Raw genomic sequence first — 16,224 nt, 5'->3', positions numbered from 1 at the left:
GCGAGCAAACGAGGAAGGAGACATTTTGGCGTTTCGCGGACGAGGCCCACGGTTCATTCCCCCACCCCCAGACCAACATCGCATCAATCGTTACATTCGCGCACCTCGGGTTCGCCTCATCGGTCCGGATGGCACCCAGATTGGCATCGTACCTATTGAGGAAGCCCTGCGTCGAGCCGAGGAAGCCCAACTCGACTTGGTCGAGGTAGCACCGAATGCGGACCCGCCCGTATGTCGCATCATGGACTACGGGAAATTCAAGTACCAGCAGCACAAGAAAGAGGCCGAAGCGCGGCGCAAACAAGCCACGACCACAGTGAAAGAGCTGCGCCTCGGGTATCGCACGGATGTGGGGGACCTGGAGAGGCAGATTCAAAAGGGGCGCGAATTTCTGCTCGAGGGAGACCGTGTGAAGTATGTACTTCGCTTCCGCGGGCGCGAAATGGCGTATCAGGACCTCGGGCGTGAGAAACTGCTCAAAGTGTGCGAAGCCCTGTCGGACGTCGCCTCGCCAGAGGGCACGCCCAAGATGGAGGGGCGAATGCTGAGCGTGGTGCTTGCGCCGCTAAGCAAGAAGAAGCCGAAAAGCGGTGCCACAGCGGCTCCTCCCCCGGTGGAAAATTCTTCGTCGGAGCGTGCCGAGGGCTCAACCGGGAGTTAACCCGAGTCGATTTTGGTTAGTCCGCGTGCGCAGCGCCTGGTCACGGCGCTCGCTTTCGCCACTGCTCGCTGGCCGCAGACGACGTCGATCCCCGACGGGTCCTGCACGGCCCGCGAGCATCGGAACTCAGTCGGCGCGAGCGGGCAAAATCACCACGCGCCGGCCACGCAAGCCCAAGCGACCCTCGGCCCACAAACGGATCGCCGCGGGGTACAACCGGCGTTCCACGGCCTGCACTCGGGCGGCCAGAATTTCGGGAGTGTCGCTCTCCAGCACGGGTACGCACTCCTGGAAGATGATTGGCCCCTGGTCGTACTCGTCGTCCGCGAAGTGCACCGTGCAACCGCTGACTTTTACCCCGGCAGCGAGAACAGCCCGGTGAACGTGGAGGCCGTAAAAGCCTTTGCCGCAGAACGCAGGGATGAGTGCCGGGTGTACATTGAGCACGCGGAGCTGGTAGCGCCCGCGCAGTTGAAACGGGGAGAGGAAACCGGCTAGCACGACCAGATCGACCTCCGCAGTGTCCAGTACGGCATGCAACGCATCGTTGAAGGCGTCCACGCTCGTAAACTCCTTGCGCGGCACAACTGCACTACGGAGTCCGGCCTGCTGTGCGCGAACGAGGCCGTAGGCGTCGGCGCGCGAGCTCACTACCAGCTCGATACGAGCCTGCAGTTCGCCGCTGCCGATTTTCTCGACCAAATTCTGTAAGGTCGATCCGCTGCCAGAGAGCAAGACCGCCAAACGAGGCGGGCGGCCCCGAGTGCCAGGGATTCTTAGGATGTCGAACTCACCCATGGAACACCGCCTCTCCAACCGATTCGCCCCCGTCCTCGATGCTGGAGGGTGGATGGTCCGTGCCGAGGTGTCTTAAAGCCGTGTAGGACTGTTGCTGCCGCGTGCGCATGGCCCACCGGGGTGGCCTGAGCAGTTAACCAACGGGGCGCTTGGTTGCCAGCTTGTGACCACTTGTCTCTGCCGAGCAATAGGGCGGAAAGAAGGCCGCGATGAGGAACAGAGGGTTGCGGCATGCGGCCAATGGGTGGCACGAAGACTTTTTGCTTGCGGCGTTAACGCACAAGTTTTATAGGGACACGCACGACCGTGAACAGAGGGAGGTGGGCCATGTTTCGAGACATCGAGCTACCCGCGTCCGGCGCACGCGAGGCCGTTCCAGCGAGCTACGATGCCGTGTTCGATTGGGAGTATAAGTTCCGGCGCGAAGAGCTCGTGCGCTTGTACGAAAAGGGTAAGCGCCTGCAGTGGAACGCGTCAACGGACATCGATTGGTCCATCGATGTCGATCCCGAGCGGGTACGGCAGGAGAACGTGGAGGCGTTCGATGCCGTTCTGCAGCCGCCCCAAAAGCTCGATGTCGCCACGCGCCGAAAACTCAAACATCACATGGATGCGTGGATGCTCTCGCAGTTCATGCACGGGGAGCAGGGAGCGTTGTTGGCCACAGCTCAGCTCGTGTGTGCGGTGCCGTTTACGGAGGCAAAATTTTACGCGGCAAACCAAGTGGCGGACGAGGCACGGCATGTGGAGGTGTACCGGCGCTACCTGACGGAAAAGCTCGGCTTGAGCTACCCGGTGAATCCCCATTTGCACACGTTGTTGAATCAAATCATCCGGGATTCCCGGTGGGACATGGTCTACCTCGGCATGCAAATTATGGTCGAGGGGCTGGCGCTGGCGGCCTTTGGGCTGATGCGGTTTATCCAGCCGGATGAGCCTCTTATTCAGCAAATTACCAGTTATGTCATGCGCGACGAAGCGCGCCATGTGGCCTTCGGCGTGCTCTCGCTCGAGGACCTCTATACGAAGGAAATGTCCGCAACCGAGCTCAAGGAACGCGAGGAATTTGTGATCGAGGCCACTGTGCTCATGCGCGACCGGCTGCTGATGGCAGAAGTTTGGGAGCGTGTCGGGCTCGACCCCAACGTCTGGTTACCTTGGTCTCTGAACACTCCTTTCATGGTCGGCTTCCGGCAGATCCTGTTCTCGAAGATTGTCCCCAATCTCAAGCGACTAGGCTTGCTGACCCCACGGGTGCGCGAAAAGTTCCAGGAGCTTGGCATCTTGAGTTACGAGTCGTTGCCCGATTCCACCCAGGAAGAAGAAACGGCTGTGCCACCGGCGCTGCTACAGTTCTTCTTCCAGCTGCAGGCGGCTGGTGCGAACCTCACGGCGCCGAAGCCGGTACCCCACCACTGATGTGTTCCAACAGGTGGCGGATCGCCGGGTCCGTTTCGGAGTGGAGAATTGCGGCAACTTGCGCCCGTTCGGCTGCGTCCAAGTCACGGCGTTGGGTGGTGGTGGCGAGGGTGACCGCGGCGTGGTAGCGCCAGGTTTCATCCTTTGCGGCTAGCAGCCTCAGAGCCGCGTGGCGCCAGGCGGTTCGAGTTGGGGTTGGACGCTCCTTCCACAATCGAACGAGGGTGCGGTGCAGCAGCCGCTGGTCGCTGCGGTTGAGGGGTAGCACGATCCCGGGAGCAGCGAGGTCGCGCCAACCGGAAGCGTCCTTGCGCGCGAAGAATACAAAATGACCACCCGTTGGCAGCGCAGTCGCCGTGCGGATTCGCAGGGGCGCGGGCAAGGTGGCACCACACCAGGAAGCCGGCTGGCGGATGAGGGCGACGCCCCGTCCACGAGGGTCCGCTTCGCTGGCGTCGACGCGGCCGGTGATGATGCAATCGCTCTCCTGTAACAATTCAGGAAGCGCGGCGCGCACCCAGGGAACGTGAGCGTTCGCCCAACGAGGGACGAGAGAGTACGTGATTGCGACTAAGGCGCCGACAAGCCAAACGTTCGCCGACATGCAGCATTTGCCCGCATTTGTCCCTCGAAGCCCAGGAGCTCGAGAATCTTACAGTTCACCGCTGCGGCGATGTCGACGCCGACCGAAAGGCTCTCGTGGTAGTGCGTGGGCACTCGCCGGCCCGGGAAGTTAGGATCGTAAGAGCGCCCCAGGCAAGGATCCGCCGCTTCTTCGTCGATCGACGGGGCAGGGTAGAAGTCGTAACCGGGCACGATGTACCCGAGCTCGTCGGGCGAGAGCCCGAGAAAGATTCTATACCGTGCGTTGAGGAAGGAGACCACCGCCGGTTCGTACGGCTCTCCAGTGTGCGCCTCACGACAGTCTCGCCGGCGGTGTTGTTCGACGCCGTACATCAGCTCCGGAAAGACTTCTCCCGGTAGGGTCACCACTTGTACCTGTGCGCGGCCCTGCCGATCGAGCATCTGCAGCACCTGCTGCTCCATTGGCACACAAATGCCCGCAGTTGGCGGGCACCGGCTCTGGTCAAACACCGCAGTGTCGAGGTCGAGAATGCCAATTTGGTTGGCAAAAAAGAACAGCGCGTTGCTGCCTGCGAGGTAGTACCGGGTGGAGCGAGCATCCAACGCGCTCACCTCGAGGTCCTCAGCGTTCGCGAGCGCTCTCAGCACCGCGTCGCCCACCACCTCGCCAATACGCTGCGTGCGAGCAAACCCGAGGTCCGTGCGTCGGTCGAACTCATTGCCTCCGCCCGGGCGCGGATCGGCGTTGCCCACGCATGTGTCGCCGACGATTTCTACAGCGCCCAGGTCACCAGAAAAGTAGACCGCAGTTCCGCCAAGGGCTTGCTCGACGCGTTGGCGAATAAACCCAGGAAAGTCAGAGCTGACGTACAAATTCTGATCCTCGAGAGACTCCGGATGGGTGTTCCAGTTGATGAGCGTGGCAATGGTTTGCCCGGCTTCATCGACGAACTGCAGCGCTCGCAGCTCTTCGTCGAAGAACCAAGGCGGACGGCAGCGAGTCCGCACTTGGAGACCCCGGAGCTGGGGATCGAGCTGCGGATTTGTCGTTGCCGCGCGCACGCGCGCTGGGCGCATGTTTGCTGGGTTTGCGGCCCGGTTGATAGCGCGCGCAACCTGGCGATCAATGAACGCCAAATATAGAGGGAACTTGCCGTCGCGGAACGCCTCCGATCCCCACAGGCCGAGCGAGTCCGGTGCCTCGTGGTTGTGCGTGCTGCTGTAAAAGAACGCATTGATGCCCAGGCTCGGGTCGACCTGTCCTTCGGCTTTGGCAAAACCGTAGTATCGCCCATGTTTGAGCGTTCCCACGAGATCGACGCTGACGAGCGCGACCTTGGTCTCCCCCGCCTCTAAGACCAAAACGCGTGCCCAAATGTCGTCGTGACACCCAAGCGCAATGCGGTTGCTGCCAAAACCGGCGAGGAAGATACCATCGTACTTCGTCCGCGAACTCGGGTCGAGCTCCGAGTTTCGCGCGTCGTTCTCGTAAGGCTCACCCAAATCCCAACGACCGTTGCTGTTGCGGTCCTCAAAGTGTTCCCCCCAAACTCCGGTGGAAGTGATCGGACCGTCCCACTCTGGGTTCTCTCCACAGGGGGTGATGGGCACTGCAGCGACGCCAACCCGAAGGTTGGTCGAGGGCGCGGACTGGGCCCCCGGAGGCTCATGATCATCTCCGCAACTTGCCAAAGCGACGAGCACTAGGGCCAGTGGGAGCAATCGAGTCGATGGTCGCTGTGGCATGGCGGTGCGCTTACCTGCACGAACATCGCGAAGTCAACCGGGAGTGACTGGAGCGGTGTGGACTTCTCTCTGGTGGTAAGGCCAACCGTGTGCCACTTCAACAGAGACTGCGTTGCGAGTAACAAAGTTTCCATGGCTGAACTGTGTACTGCATGCGGCGCCTGTTGTCGGGTGATTTACGTTGACCAGTCGCCGGCCGAAATCCGGGCAATTGCTCAGCTCACACGGGTGCTCGGAATCCCGTCGGACATGCAGTTTGCCGCGGAGCATTGGCGGCCATTAACGCGCGAAGAGGCGATGCAACGGAACCCGTTTTATACGCGACAACTCCCAGCCGACGCGCACCTGTACACCTGCGACCAATTGGGGGAGGACGGGAAATGTCGCGCTTACGAGACGCGTCCCCTAGTCTGTCGCGGCTACCCTTGGTACGGGAAGCGCCCGGAGCCGATCCCCTTGGCTGACCCGGAATGTGGCTATCGGGTAGAACTGCCAGATCCAGGAGACGAGCCGAAAGATCTTCGTGACGAGGACGCTGAGGAGGATCGCTAGACTTTCCGGTTTGGCGGGGGTTCGAGCACGTCCTCCCCGCGTAGGTCGGTGAGTAAACGAGCTGCTTCATGTCGGACTTCGATGAGCTTGGGATGTTGCAGGATCCATTCGAGCAACACCTCGACTCTCCGAATCCAGAGCGCGGCTTCCTCTGCCGCCTTCGGATCGGGCACGGACTGTAAGGCCTCTTTCAAAGTGCGATCAACCGACATGCAGCTCCTCGGCTTGAGAAGTTGTACGATCTGCGAAATCGGACTTTCCAACAGAGTTTCACTTTCAATAAAACCGTTGGTGACTCGTCAAGGGATTTGCTGCTGAGATTTCCGTGATGAGGGCCGTACTGTCGCTCGTTCTTTCGCTGTTCCTGCTGGCTTGTAGTGGCCGCATGCCGCAAACATTGCGGGCAGGGGAGGCTTCACCGTTGAGCTTGAGTGAGGCTTTGACGGGCCGTGGGGTAGGGGAGCGAGTTCGTTGGGGCGGTACAATTGCCATTGTTCATGTGCGCGAGCGGGAGACGTGCTTGGAAATCGTGGCGCGGCGGCTCGATTCTTCTGCGCGTCCGATTGTGGAAGACGCCAGCGAAGGTCGCTTTTGGGCATGCCGGAGCGACTTTCTCGACCCGGAGATTTATGTCCGGGGCCGCAGCATCACGGTCGTCGGTGTGCTCCGCGAGCTGCACAAGGGGAGCATCGGCGAACGGTCGTATCGATTCCCCGTAGTCCAGGCGGAAGAACTCAAACTGTGGCCAGTGGTTGCAAGGCGAACCACCCAGTGCGCGTGCCCCGCGTCCTATGTTGTCGACCCGTGGCTTTGGGGCCCTCCGTACTGGTGGCCATCCTGGTACGGCGGGAAACTGCATCGCTAGGCTAAGATTGGCGACGGATGGCTGGGGTGGCGAACAACAGCGTGCGCTAGTTTGCGGCAAGGGTTGTGGGCGCGCGGAGCGAAGTTTCCGCCTCTTCCTGACCTCCAACGCTGCGCCGGTACCGACCGAACACCACGTTTCCCGCCGCAATTACGATCCGCGTTTCTTCGCTTGCGATGGCTTGGGCGCGGCAGGCGCTTTGCCCACCCGCTCTCCGGTAGCGCTGGCAATCGCCGAGAGTACGTCGCTGGCGGGATGCACGCGCATGCGCAACGTCGCTCCGTAGTGCAGCACAAAGCTGTTCACAGCGTCCACGGAGTCCGCCTCGAAGATCGCAACCCCGCGGAATGCTGGCTCACGGTCGGGCCAAACGTACTCTCCGACAAAGCGGAATCCCTCGGGCATGTGCTCCGACCACTCCAACCGCTTGGCAATTGCGGCGTCGAGATCTTCCCAACGCAATTCGTACTCTGCCACAAATAACATACCGAGTGCCTTACCTCCGTCCTCCCGCCGCTCGCTTTGCAGCGCTATTTGCGCTGACGCCCCGTGTTGCCTTGGCTCTTCGTTGCCGGGTTGGCTGCGCGAGCACTTCTTCCGATCGCGGCGCGAGCCACTTCACCATCGGCTGCCAAACTTGCTTGGGGGCCGAAGCGCCCGCCAAAATTCCCATGTGCCCCGCTGGGACGAGAACAAAAGTCTTGTCGCGGCTGCCCACTCGATCCATGAGTGCGCGAACCGAAGGCGGCGGAGCAACTTGGTCGGATTTGCCCGCAAACACCAGCATCGAGCTCTGAACGTCGCGAAGCTGAACTACGCGGCCGCCGAGAGTGAGCTGACCGCGCACGAGTTTGTTTTGCTGCATGAAGTCGCGCGTGAACTGCACGAAGGCGTCCCGCGGGTAGTCGACAAATTGGCTTACCCACTGATTCATCGCCTCGAAGCCGGTGACGTATTCGTGATTCCAAAGGTTCAGAAACAGATCCGTGTAACGGGTGAAGTTCTTCATCGGGGTGAGCAGACGAAAGGCGGTGCTCGATAGCCCACCGGGTACATTACCGATTTGTCGTGCAAGCGTTTCCACCTGCCGGCCAGCGAGCTTGGCGACCCAGGCCAAAAGGCCCATTTTGCTCATATCGACTGGCGTGGCGATGCACACCAGGTTCCGAACGTAGGCGTCATGATGGGCCGCTACGTACATGAGACAGAATACCCCGCCCATGCAGTACCCGAGCATCGTGAGTTCCTCACTCTGCGCATCCCTCCGAACCGCTGCACAGGTAGCCGGTAGCCAGTCGAGCACGTAATGGTCGAGCCGGACCAGTTGATCCGCCTCATCAGGTTCGCCGAAGTCGACAACATAAGGCTGGAAACCATGTTCCAGGAGAAACTCCACGAGGCTTCGACCAGGAAAGAGGTCGTAGATGAACGGCTTCACCATTAGCGGCGGCACCAGGACCACTGGTGTTCGGTAGCGCATTGTCACGGACCCCAGGTGATACTTCCGCACCTCTAGTTTGCCCTTTCGGAGCACGACCGTGTGCGGCGTTCGCCCCACCACCGTCTTCGGGTCCCGGAGCAACCAATCCATGCCATTGAGAAAACGCAAAAAGGCCCGACGGGCATCGATCCTGGCACGGTGCTCAGCTTGCTCCAAAAGTTGGCGAAACATGTGCCCTCCGACCCTAAGGTGCTGCCCGTAGGTTGTCAACTTGACCCGCAAGCAGTCGGATCCTTTTGCGAGCGATCAGCGCGGCTCCCTGCTTGCTTCGGGATTTTTTAGTTGTCATTTGACGGGCGATCCCTCAGGATGGTACGGGTAGCCGCCGCGCCGGTGGGAGGTGGACGGGAGTTGCCGGCACCGGGAGCGGCTGAGCAGAGTGACGGACGGGAGACGATGAGAGCACAGATGAGAGCTTCGATCGCAGCCGTGGGCTTAGCCCTCGCGTTGTCCGCATGTGGCACGGAATCGAACTTGGACATTCGCCATCCGCCGCCGCCAGCGACACCAGGTGTGCAGGTTCAAATCGGCGGGCAGGTGCGCATGCCTGAAGGACGGGTAGCTTCCGCCGAACATTGGCTGGTAAGCGCGAGGCGAGCGCTGATCAGTCGGGCAGAGGCATTGTTTGCTGCCAACGTTAGACCCGTGGGTTCGGGCGTGCGCGTGGCGTTAGCGGTTGTCGGAACCGACGGCTCCTTTCAGGCGCCGGTGGCAACTGCGGCAACAGATGCCGAGGGCCGCTATCGACTCTCACTTCCGGACAGCCGCGATCCCGCCTCGGTGTGTCGCTACGTGGTGTATGTGGGGGATCCCGGATCGGCGGCATGGACGCGCGCCTTCGTGACCGCAGCCGACGATCAGCAAGACATCGACTTCCAGACAGAGGCGCTCGTCCGCCTGGTGCTCGACCGCGTGAGCGCTGGCTTCGATCTTTGTGCAGCGAACGTGACCGAACTCCGTGCGATGCTTTCTCGCATCCGCTCGCTGCCCGATACGCTAGCAGCCAGCAACGCTGGCGACCTGAACTTACAGGCCCGGCAAATTGCCGGGACGGACGACACGCTCCAGTTACTCCTCGATGCCGCCATGGCGCCAACGCCCACGCCGGTACGCACCCCGCGCTTTACGTTCACCTCCAGCCCGACCCGCACTTCGACCCCAACCCGAACGGCAACCGGTACGCGCACACAAACGCCAACCCGTACGCACACTCCGACAGTAACACTGACCCGCCCGCCAACGCGGACACCGACACCTGGCGGTCCGTCACCAACCGCGACGGGCACAACCGCTCCGGGTGAGGGTAGTCCAACAGCCCCTGGCGCTACCGGAACTCCCACTCCCACGCCAACGGCGACGGCAACGGGAGGTGGTGGAGAAGAGTTCAGCCGTACCTGTGTTGTGCGTCCCGGTACTGCGGCCTCGCGCGTGTTCATTCAAACGGCCTCGTTCGGCCTCGGCGTCAATTTGGCTGGCCGGCAGGAGTGGCGTTTTGGTCCGATGAACGAAGAGGGCGTACGGCAAATCACCATCCCGCGGGAGGGTACGGTATTCAATCGCGTTGCGCTTCCGCTGGGAGCCGGGTTTGCCTGCGTTCGCCTCTCTGCCGACAGCTCGGGTTTCATCGACTGCGACGGCGGTGCGCCCGGATACAACACCCTGGTAGAGCAGGACCACAACACCTCCAACCCACCAGGCCCTGAGGGAGGCTTGCCGGAGGATCCTGATTGCTCGGCTCAATTCACGCTGCCCGACGGACAAGTGAGCCGCGCCATTCGAGAAGGAGAAGGAGACCCTCACCCTGGAGTGTGTCGGAGTCCGGTCCGGATTACGCGCACGGATCCGTTCCCGCCGGGCGGAATGTTGTTGTTCGAGAACTTGTGCCTGCGCATTCAGCCGGCCGGAAGTACCGATCCGTGTCCCAGCCCCACTGAACCTTGCGACCCGGATGCTGGAGAACTGGCGGTGAGTGGCTCGATCACGTCGGGCACGACGGAAGTTGTCATTTACGACGTCGACAACACGACCAGAGTCCTGCGCGACGGGCCCACGGGGTGCGGAGCCGGAGCCTGTGTCGCGAAAGTCGTGGGCGCTCCCTTTGGGTGTGCCAACGTCGAAGCCGGAAACCTGAGCCAAGGGAAAATGGGTTTTGGATTCCCGGTGCTCGACCTTTCGTTGACCGAAGCCCTCACGCTGGACTTGGCTGGCACGTTGAGCGTCGTGTGCGGAGGACCGACCCCATCTCCCACACCGCAATGATGATCGCCTGCGACCAAACGCCGGAGGGGTGGATGAGGGAAAACCCCGCCCCTCCGACTTTTCGCGTTCGAGCGGAACCTCACCCGGCAGCGTGACACGCTTGGAGCCCTTTCGACCTTAGAGTTTGTACATCGCAGGAATTTTGCGCAGCACCGGTTGCTGCCCCCTCTGGGTGCGCTGCTGAATGGCAACATTGCCAAACCCGGTTGGCCTCTTGAGTTGTGGCCCCAACCGCGTGTAGGGTTTGCGCTCGTTGAGGGCAGGTTGGATGCAATCGCTAAGTGTTGCTCGACGAGAGGCCGGCCTCGCGTTGCGTGCCGCGCCTGTTTCCCGCGGGAGGGGTTTTGCGCGCATGGAGTCTGCTCACGCAGAGGCGCCCTTGGTGCAGGAGCTCAGGCGAATGCACGTGGTCATCCCCGTGTACCGTCGACAACTTGTTTGCCATCGCGGCCACCGTTTAACGGTCGATGTCGGTGGGCGAATCGTGCTCGATCCGGAGCTTCGGCAGCCACGGAAAAAAATCGACCTTGCAATATTTGCGCGGACCGCGCAGGGAGTGTGCGACTGCTTGGTGTTTCTCGATAGCCTCTGGACGAACGACAACCAGCTCAGCCGGGTTGTGGCCCAGGAGCTGCGCCGTGCAGGGGATCGGCGGGGCAGCCAAATCTATTGGCGTTTAGCCCAACGGGGCCGGTGGATGCGGTCGGTGCTCACGGATTTGTCGCGCGCTCGCTTGTCCCGACGCGGTTGGGGAACGCCACGGTCGACCCTGTTGCAGAAATTCGGCTTAACGATCCCTTGGCGCACTTTGTGGCGTACGATGACGAGTAAGCGCCGGAATCTCTTTGGCTACGCATTTTCCCCGTCGACAATCCGCACCCTGAAGGATCTCGGTATCTTTGATTTGGCTGTGCGTGCGCAGGCTTTGCCTCTACGCCGCTACCGGGACGGCACACTTGCATTCGCATTTGCACAAGCAGAGGGCGTGTGGGTTTTGCGGGTGCCACGACGCCGTTTGCGTTGCCTCTTGGTCTTGCGGCACGGAATCGATGTCGGGCTGGGCACAGCGCTCGGAGGAAGGTGGGTGCCGTTTCAGAATCTGCTGAGGACACACTTGCGGGGCGTGAGCACGCGCAAGGCTCTGGTTGTGCAACCACACGCAGTGTTCCTCGAACGGTTTGTGCGGAAGTCCATCGGGCGCATGAACCGCGGCTTACGACGCAGGGTCGACGGGCGGCAGTTTTGGCTCATTTGCCGGCGCCGGACGAAGGTGTTTGGCGGTCCGACGTTTACATTCTTCCTCTCCCATACCCAACCGCACCCATACCAAGCGTTGCAGCGGCGGGTAGAGCCTCTTCGCAGGAAGGTAAACGCATTGTGGCACATGGGTTTCGGTTTGCGTCGCGGAACTTTGGTGTATGCCCGCGTTCGTACCGATGGTTCAATCGATCTACGGGAATTCTTCACCTTTGTTCCCTACGGGCGTCAACGTGTGCCACGGGTGCAGAACCCGCAGACTGGCGTGTTCGACTCCTGGGAGGAATTGGCGGCGGAGATAGCCAAGTGTGGGCGGGAACTGCACAAGGTTCTAGACGTGGCCGTCGGCAGTGCCTGTTTGGTGCGCTGGGCAAAGACCTGTCGCGACCGGAACCACAGTCGTTTCATGAAACGGTTTGCGCTGAAAGAACTGCACGCCGCGACTGCTGAGGAAGCACAGGCGTGAGCTGATTAAACACGGGAGTAATTCATGGCTCAAATCGATGAAATTTTGCAGCGGTATTACACGGCGCGGATTCCGACGATTTTGTGGGGGCCACCCGGCGTCGGGAAAACCTCCACCATCGAGGCCTTTGCTAGGCGGCTGGGGCTCAAACTCATCATCCCAACGGTTCGGACGGCGGAAGATTTCGCGGTTCCCGTCCCCTCGGCTGATGGCGTGCGCACGATGCCCGTGAACGACTTTATCGAAGCGGCCAGCTTAAAAGAGGGCATCGTCTTCATTGACGAACTGAGCACCCTTTACGAAGATGCCCAAGCCGGGATTCTACGGTTCCTCGACTCCGGGCTCGTAGGCGGCCGGCGAATTTCGCCGAACGTGTGGCGCGTCTGTGCTTCCAACCGACCCGAGGATGCGGTGAACGGCACATACCTTAGGGCTCCGACCTCGTCGCGTCTTGCACACGTGGAATTTCCCGTCCCGCCGGAGGAATGGGCAAAGGGGTTCGCTTCGTATTGGGGCAACCCACCAAAGATTGGCAACCTCGACGAACTGGCGTGGGGGGAAGAGCGGGCGCGTGTGGCGACTTTCATCGGCCAGTGGCGACCGAACTTGCTAGTGCAAATTCCGAGAGATGAGGTGGCGCAGTCGGGCCCCTTTCCCACGCCGCGCACTTGGGATTACGGGTCGCGCCTCGCCGCGAGCCTGGGCTCCAACCCGAAGCGGGATGAAATTGTGGAGGCATACGCCACTCTGGTCGGCGAAGGCGCTGCGAGCGAGTACGGTTCGTGGTGGAGCAACGCGCGCGAGTTGCCGTCCCCGGCAGAGATCCTCGCTGCTCCGCGCAAGTGGCCGATTCCGAAGCGCGGCGATCTTAAGTTCGCCGCCATCCTCGGTGCAGCAGTGCTTGCTTCGTCACGCAAAGATTACGGCGCGTGGCTGGCCTGCTGGGAAGCGATCGATTACCTGGCGAAAAACTCGACGCTCGACGTACTCGTACCTGCGGTGCTGACCCTATGCGAATGTAGGCAAGAGGAGTGGGACTACCCGAGATACGGCACCCGGTATCTCGAGCCGCTGCTGAGGGCGCAACGTGCCGGGGTCTGACGAAAAGACGGTCCAAGCGGCGCTGCGTGCGCTCCACAACGCGCGCGCCCTACTCGTGAGTCGCCTTCCATATTATGCACACGCGGCCTTCGCCTTACGCTTCGTGCCTTCGGACCGCGTGGCCACGCTCGGTGTACGGCGCGATTGGGCGTTGGAATTTTCTCCCCGGTTCGTGCTTCAGCAAAGCGAAGCTGTACTTGCGGGGCTCCTCTACCACGAAATTTTGCATCCACTTCGGCGCCACCACGAGCGGATGGTCGCGGCGCTCGTCGGTCGGGGCATCGTGATCGACGAACACAGCCTGCTCTTGGCAAATATTGCTGCCGACTTGGAGATTGCCGATGATATTGAGGAAGAATCCTTTGATTTACCGCGGCAAGCGATTCGTCCTTCGTTGTTCTTCTCGTTGCCGCGCGGCTTGATCCTCGAGGAGTACCTGGCGCAGCTGCTCCGCGGAGAACCCGATCGCGACAGCGTGCACGTTCTGCGAATCCGCTTTGAAGACGGCTCGGCCCAGCGCGTTAGACTGCCCTTCCGCGTTTCCCTGAAGCGGGACCTTTTGGACGGCGACGACATCGACGCGTTTCCCGAGCACGAACGCGAGCAAATACGGAAGATTACAGCGAGTAGGATTCTTGACTCCGGAGGCAGGGGTACGATCCCGAAGGGAGCGCGCCGCTGGGCGGCGAAAATTCTCTGTCCGGCGACGCTGGACCCATTGCTCATCGTGTTCAGTTTTTTCCGTTACGGGATGCAGCTTGCGCATGGTCGGGCACGGCGTTCGTTCCGCCGCTTATCGCGCCGGCCGGCTCCGGGCATTCTAAGGCCTGGCTGGGTGGCGCCACGACCGAAGACTGCGGTGATCATCGACACCTCGGGATCCATGACCGATGAACTCCTCGGTATCGCCGTGAACGAAGCCCAGGCGTTGGTGCTCCGCTCCCTCCATTCGCTGGGCACGAGAGAAGTGCATCTCATCGCGTGCGACGCCGACGTGCACACGAGCCAGCGTGTCGACGTGCGTCGCTTGGGGGAGTTTTTGCGGGGAGGTGGCGGCACGGATTTGCGGGTCGCCTTCGATGCTGCAGTGAAAGAGAGATGCGATAACATCGTCGTGTTTACCGACGGCGAAACTCCCTGGCCTGAACTGCCTCCGCCGGCCAACACGCTGACAGTGCTCCTGGGCTTTGGGGCTTCCGGCCCTGACTGGCCGGAGCGCACGGGCGTCTTCATCCATCGGCAAGTTGCGATCCAATTGGGTCAAAAGTTCCGGTAGTTCGCTCACGCCGAGGAGTTGGAACCGTGTGACTCTGGAGGTCCATCGATCCATTCGATGGCACCGAGTTGGAAAGGATCCGCCTGCTGCGCTGCTTGCGGCCGTTCATCTAACACGGCAACCCGTTGCACCGGTGTTCCTAGCCGTTTTGCCTCGTCTGCAACCCGCTCGGCGAGGTACTGCATGGCGGTCGTACCGCCGGTGAGATTGACCACCAGCCTGCTGGCGACAAGGAGGGAAGGGCGGCACTGCTCGATCACACGTTCGGCTTGGCGAAATGCGCGGTAAGGATCTTCCAAAACAACGGGTAGGGTCTCGATCGTTGTTGCGTCTGCAGCAGCTAAGGTTGCCTCCAGCCGTGCGACACTCTCCTGAGAGGTCAACACGATGAGCATTTGTGGCCGCACATGGTGAAGCGCGGTAAACAAGGCTCCCGGCGATCGCCCCAAGGCAGCCACGAGTACAGTCCGTGTGCCGACAAGTCGAACATCCATTTCGGTGACACTCGTGAGAAGCTCTTCGGCTTCCTGAAGTAGAGCCGCCACCGGCTGTGGAGCCACTTTGACTTCCGTTGCCTTCATCCCCGCATGGGCGAGTAAATTGCGCTTTTCCGAAATCTTGTCCCAAGTGCTGGCCAACGCCCTTTGAGTCGCAGTGCACTGCCCAAAGTTGTTCCGGACGCGGTAGCTCAGCGCGTTGAGAAGCCGTTCCGCTGGCTTGCGCTGCGAGTCGTAGTCGAGCCAATTCGCGGTTCTACCTTGTCGCCACAGTACAAGGTTCACGACCCACTCGCGCAAGGCCTCGAAGCAGTTGGCAAAGTCGTTGTGCTCAAAGCACCAGCGGATAAACGCCCACTGCCGGCGCAATTCTCCCTCTGTGAGCGCCACGTTGCGCTTGTTCTCCACAGCGGCATCGAGCGCCCAACTTTGCACAATTCCGGCTAACTTCTGGCCGGCAAACAACCCCTCATCGGGGGCTTCCTGCGCAGCTCGACCGAGAAGAGCCAGCAGCTTCGTCGCGGCCATGCCGGACTCGAGCGGAAGCCCGCAGGCAAGAGGAGTTGCCAAGGATTCCGCCGCGTCGCGCAGTGAAGATAGCGTGCGGGAAGGGGTCGGCGTCCCGGGAGACGAAACGAACAAGTTGCGCACGTGATGGCGCAGAACTTTAGCCAGCCCTTGTGCCCGGCCAGTCTCGCTGAGTGCTGCCAGCGCCTGGTACCACTGGAGGAACTCGAAAACCCGAGTCAGGTCGAGAATGGGGCAGGCTTCTGGCGGCGGGACTAGGTCCGCGGCGCCGTAGTAAATTCCGCGGACGCGTATGCCAGTGAGTCCAACCAAGTACGCCAAAGCCGCAACATAAAGCAGAGGGAGATGGCGAAAGCCGAGGCTCACATCCGCCGCCACGCTCGCCGTTTCATCGGGTGGAACAACATCGACGAGGGTTCGTAAGATGGTTGAGGTGCCCTGGAGGTCAGCTCCTTCCGGAACTTCCCGAAATTCCACGTCTTCGATGTTTAAGTCGCGGAAAGCCTGTTGAATGCCGCCGAAGTGCTTTTCCTTTGCTTCGGTTGTACTGAGCAGGCGCACGGACAAGTCGGCCCTCTCTTCTGGCTCGAAAGCCAAGGCTGCCGTTGCCACAGGTGCGTAGGAGGTAGTGTATGTCCGGTCGTGGTATTCGTAGTCGCGCTTAGAATAATTCCCTTTGCCGAGCGCACTGAGGAGGATCGTCTTTCCCATAC

General features: G+C 61.2%; 15 protein-coding genes. 8 read left to right on the top strand and 7 right to left on the bottom strand.

Annotated features, from left to right (window positions below):
* Nucleotides 1-25: 25 nt before the first annotated feature.
* Nucleotides 26-661: a translation initiation factor IF-3 gene (infC, locus tag N3C12_10415; protein ID MCX8072850.1), complete on the top strand. Its 636-nt coding sequence runs from the start codon at nt 26-28 to the stop codon at nt 659-661.
* Nucleotides 662-787: 126 nt separating this feature from the next.
* On the opposite strand, the gene purN is transcribed toward infC, so the two are convergent.
* Nucleotides 788-1,459 carry a phosphoribosylglycinamide formyltransferase gene (purN, locus tag N3C12_10410; GenBank protein ID MCX8072849.1) on the bottom strand — a complete coding sequence of 224 codons (672 nt, stop codon included), beginning with the start codon at nt 1,457-1,459 and terminating at the stop codon, nt 788-790.
* Nucleotides 1,460-1,786: 327 nt separating this feature from the next.
* Between purN and N3C12_10405 the strand changes: the two genes are divergently transcribed.
* The gene (locus tag N3C12_10405) at nt 1,787-2,878 is read left to right on the top strand and encodes a ferritin-like domain-containing protein (protein ID MCX8072848.1); all 1,092 of its coding nucleotides are present in this window, start codon (nt 1,787-1,789) and stop codon (nt 2,876-2,878) included.
* Here N3C12_10405 and N3C12_10400 read toward each other — a convergent pair.
* On the bottom strand, nt 2,847-3,482 hold the full coding sequence (locus tag N3C12_10400; GenBank protein MCX8072847.1) for a hypothetical protein: 636 nt from the start codon (nt 3,480-3,482) through the stop codon (nt 2,847-2,849). The two genes, N3C12_10405 and N3C12_10400, sit on opposite strands and share 32 nt — an antisense overlap.
* On the bottom strand, nt 3,449-5,209 hold the full coding sequence (locus N3C12_10395) for a hypothetical protein (GenBank protein ID MCX8072846.1): 1,761 nt from the start codon (nt 5,207-5,209) through the stop codon (nt 3,449-3,451). The genes N3C12_10400 and N3C12_10395 overlap by 34 nt, the downstream gene beginning before the upstream one ends.
* A gap of 132 nt (nt 5,210-5,341) precedes the next feature.
* Here N3C12_10395 and N3C12_10390 point away from each other — a divergent pair, with 132 nt between their 5' ends.
* A complete protein-coding gene (locus tag N3C12_10390; GenBank protein MCX8072845.1) occupies nt 5,342-5,761 on the top strand; it encodes a YkgJ family cysteine cluster protein in 420 nt (139 codons plus the stop codon).
* Here the strand turns inward: N3C12_10390 and N3C12_10385 are convergent.
* Complete coding sequence (locus N3C12_10385) at nt 5,758-5,973, bottom strand: hypothetical protein (protein MCX8072844.1); 216 nt, start codon at nt 5,971-5,973, stop codon at nt 5,758-5,760. The genes N3C12_10390 and N3C12_10385 overlap by 4 nt on opposite strands.
* Before the next feature lie 116 nt (nt 5,974-6,089).
* Between N3C12_10385 and N3C12_10380 the strand changes: the two genes are divergently transcribed.
* Nucleotides 6,090-6,626, top strand: coding sequence for a Slp family lipoprotein (locus N3C12_10380; protein MCX8072843.1), 537 nt, complete (start codon nt 6,090-6,092; stop codon nt 6,624-6,626).
* Nucleotides 6,627-6,776: 150 nt separating this feature from the next.
* Here N3C12_10380 and N3C12_10375 read toward each other — a convergent pair whose 3' ends face one another.
* Nucleotides 6,777-7,112: a hypothetical protein gene (locus N3C12_10375; GenBank protein ID MCX8072842.1), complete on the bottom strand. Its 336-nt coding sequence runs from the start codon at nt 7,110-7,112 to the stop codon at nt 6,777-6,779.
* Between the two features lie 10 nt (nt 7,113-7,122).
* Nucleotides 7,123-8,298: an alpha/beta fold hydrolase gene (locus N3C12_10370; protein ID MCX8072841.1), complete on the bottom strand. Its 1,176-nt coding sequence runs from the start codon at nt 8,296-8,298 to the stop codon at nt 7,123-7,125.
* Between the two features lie 237 nt (nt 8,299-8,535).
* Between N3C12_10370 and N3C12_10365 the strand changes: the two genes are divergently transcribed.
* The 4 genes from N3C12_10365 to N3C12_10350 all read left to right on the top strand — a co-directional run bounded on the left by N3C12_10365 (nt 8,536) and on the right by N3C12_10350 (nt 14,486).
* Nucleotides 8,536-10,386 carry a hypothetical protein gene (locus N3C12_10365; protein MCX8072840.1) on the top strand — a complete coding sequence of 617 codons (1,851 nt, stop codon included), beginning with the start codon at nt 8,536-8,538 and terminating at the stop codon, nt 10,384-10,386.
* Nucleotides 10,387-10,786: 400 nt separating this feature from the next.
* Nucleotides 10,787-12,109 carry a hypothetical protein gene (locus tag N3C12_10360; protein MCX8072839.1) on the top strand — a complete coding sequence of 441 codons (1,323 nt, stop codon included), beginning with the start codon at nt 10,787-10,789 and terminating at the stop codon, nt 12,107-12,109.
* A 24-nt stretch (nt 12,110-12,133) separates the two neighbouring features.
* Nucleotides 12,134-13,210 (top strand): ATP-binding protein, encoded by a 1,077-nt coding sequence (locus tag N3C12_10355; protein ID MCX8072838.1) that lies wholly within the window; start codon nt 12,134-12,136, stop codon nt 13,208-13,210.
* Nucleotides 13,197-14,486: a VWA-like domain-containing protein gene (locus N3C12_10350; GenBank protein MCX8072837.1), complete on the top strand. Its 1,290-nt coding sequence runs from the start codon at nt 13,197-13,199 to the stop codon at nt 14,484-14,486. The genes N3C12_10355 and N3C12_10350 overlap by 14 nt, the downstream gene beginning before the upstream one ends.
* Before the next feature lie 5 nt (nt 14,487-14,491).
* Here the strand turns inward: N3C12_10350 and N3C12_10345 are convergent, their stop codons facing one another.
* Nucleotides 14,492-16,222: a TM1812 family CRISPR-associated protein gene (locus N3C12_10345; GenBank protein MCX8072836.1), complete on the bottom strand. Its 1,731-nt coding sequence runs from the start codon at nt 16,220-16,222 to the stop codon at nt 14,492-14,494.
* Nucleotides 16,223-16,224: the final 2 nt, after the last annotated feature.

This window comes from Candidatus Binatia bacterium, assembly GCA_026415395.1.
Taxonomy (GTDB): domain Bacteria; phylum Desulfobacterota; class Binatia; order HRBIN30; family HRBIN30; genus HRBIN30.
Note: the sequence above shows the minus strand (reverse complement) of the source record. Positions and strands in the feature narration are given on the sequence as shown.

Coding starts and splice junctions, on each gene's coding strand:
- purN (MCX8072849.1), bottom strand. CDS start 1,459: ATGGGTGAGTTCGACATCCTAAGAATCCCTGGCACTCGGGGCCGCCCG.
- N3C12_10405 (MCX8072848.1), top strand. CDS start 1,787: ATGTTTCGAGACATCGAGCTACCCGCGTCCGGCGCACGCGAGGCCGTT.
- N3C12_10400 (MCX8072847.1), bottom strand. CDS start 3,482: ATGTCGGCGAACGTTTGGCTTGTCGGCGCCTTAGTCGCAATCACGTAC.
- N3C12_10395 (MCX8072846.1), bottom strand. CDS start 5,209: ATGCCACAGCGACCATCGACTCGATTGCTCCCACTGGCCCTAGTGCTC.
- N3C12_10390 (MCX8072845.1), top strand. CDS start 5,342: ATGGCTGAACTGTGTACTGCATGCGGCGCCTGTTGTCGGGTGATTTAC.
- N3C12_10385 (MCX8072844.1), bottom strand. CDS start 5,973: ATGTCGGTTGATCGCACTTTGAAAGAGGCCTTACAGTCCGTGCCCGAT.
- N3C12_10380 (MCX8072843.1), top strand. CDS start 6,090: ATGAGGGCCGTACTGTCGCTCGTTCTTTCGCTGTTCCTGCTGGCTTGT.
- N3C12_10375 (MCX8072842.1), bottom strand. CDS start 7,112: ATGTTATTTGTGGCAGAGTACGAATTGCGTTGGGAAGATCTCGACGCC.
- N3C12_10370 (MCX8072841.1), bottom strand. CDS start 8,298: ATGTTTCGCCAACTTTTGGAGCAAGCTGAGCACCGTGCCAGGATCGAT.
- N3C12_10365 (MCX8072840.1), top strand. CDS start 8,536: ATGAGAGCTTCGATCGCAGCCGTGGGCTTAGCCCTCGCGTTGTCCGCA.
- N3C12_10360 (MCX8072839.1), top strand. CDS start 10,787: ATGCACGTGGTCATCCCCGTGTACCGTCGACAACTTGTTTGCCATCGC.
- N3C12_10355 (MCX8072838.1), top strand. CDS start 12,134: ATGGCTCAAATCGATGAAATTTTGCAGCGGTATTACACGGCGCGGATT.
- N3C12_10345 (MCX8072836.1), bottom strand. CDS start 16,222: ATGGGAAAGACGATCCTCCTCAGTGCGCTCGGCAAAGGGAATTATTCT.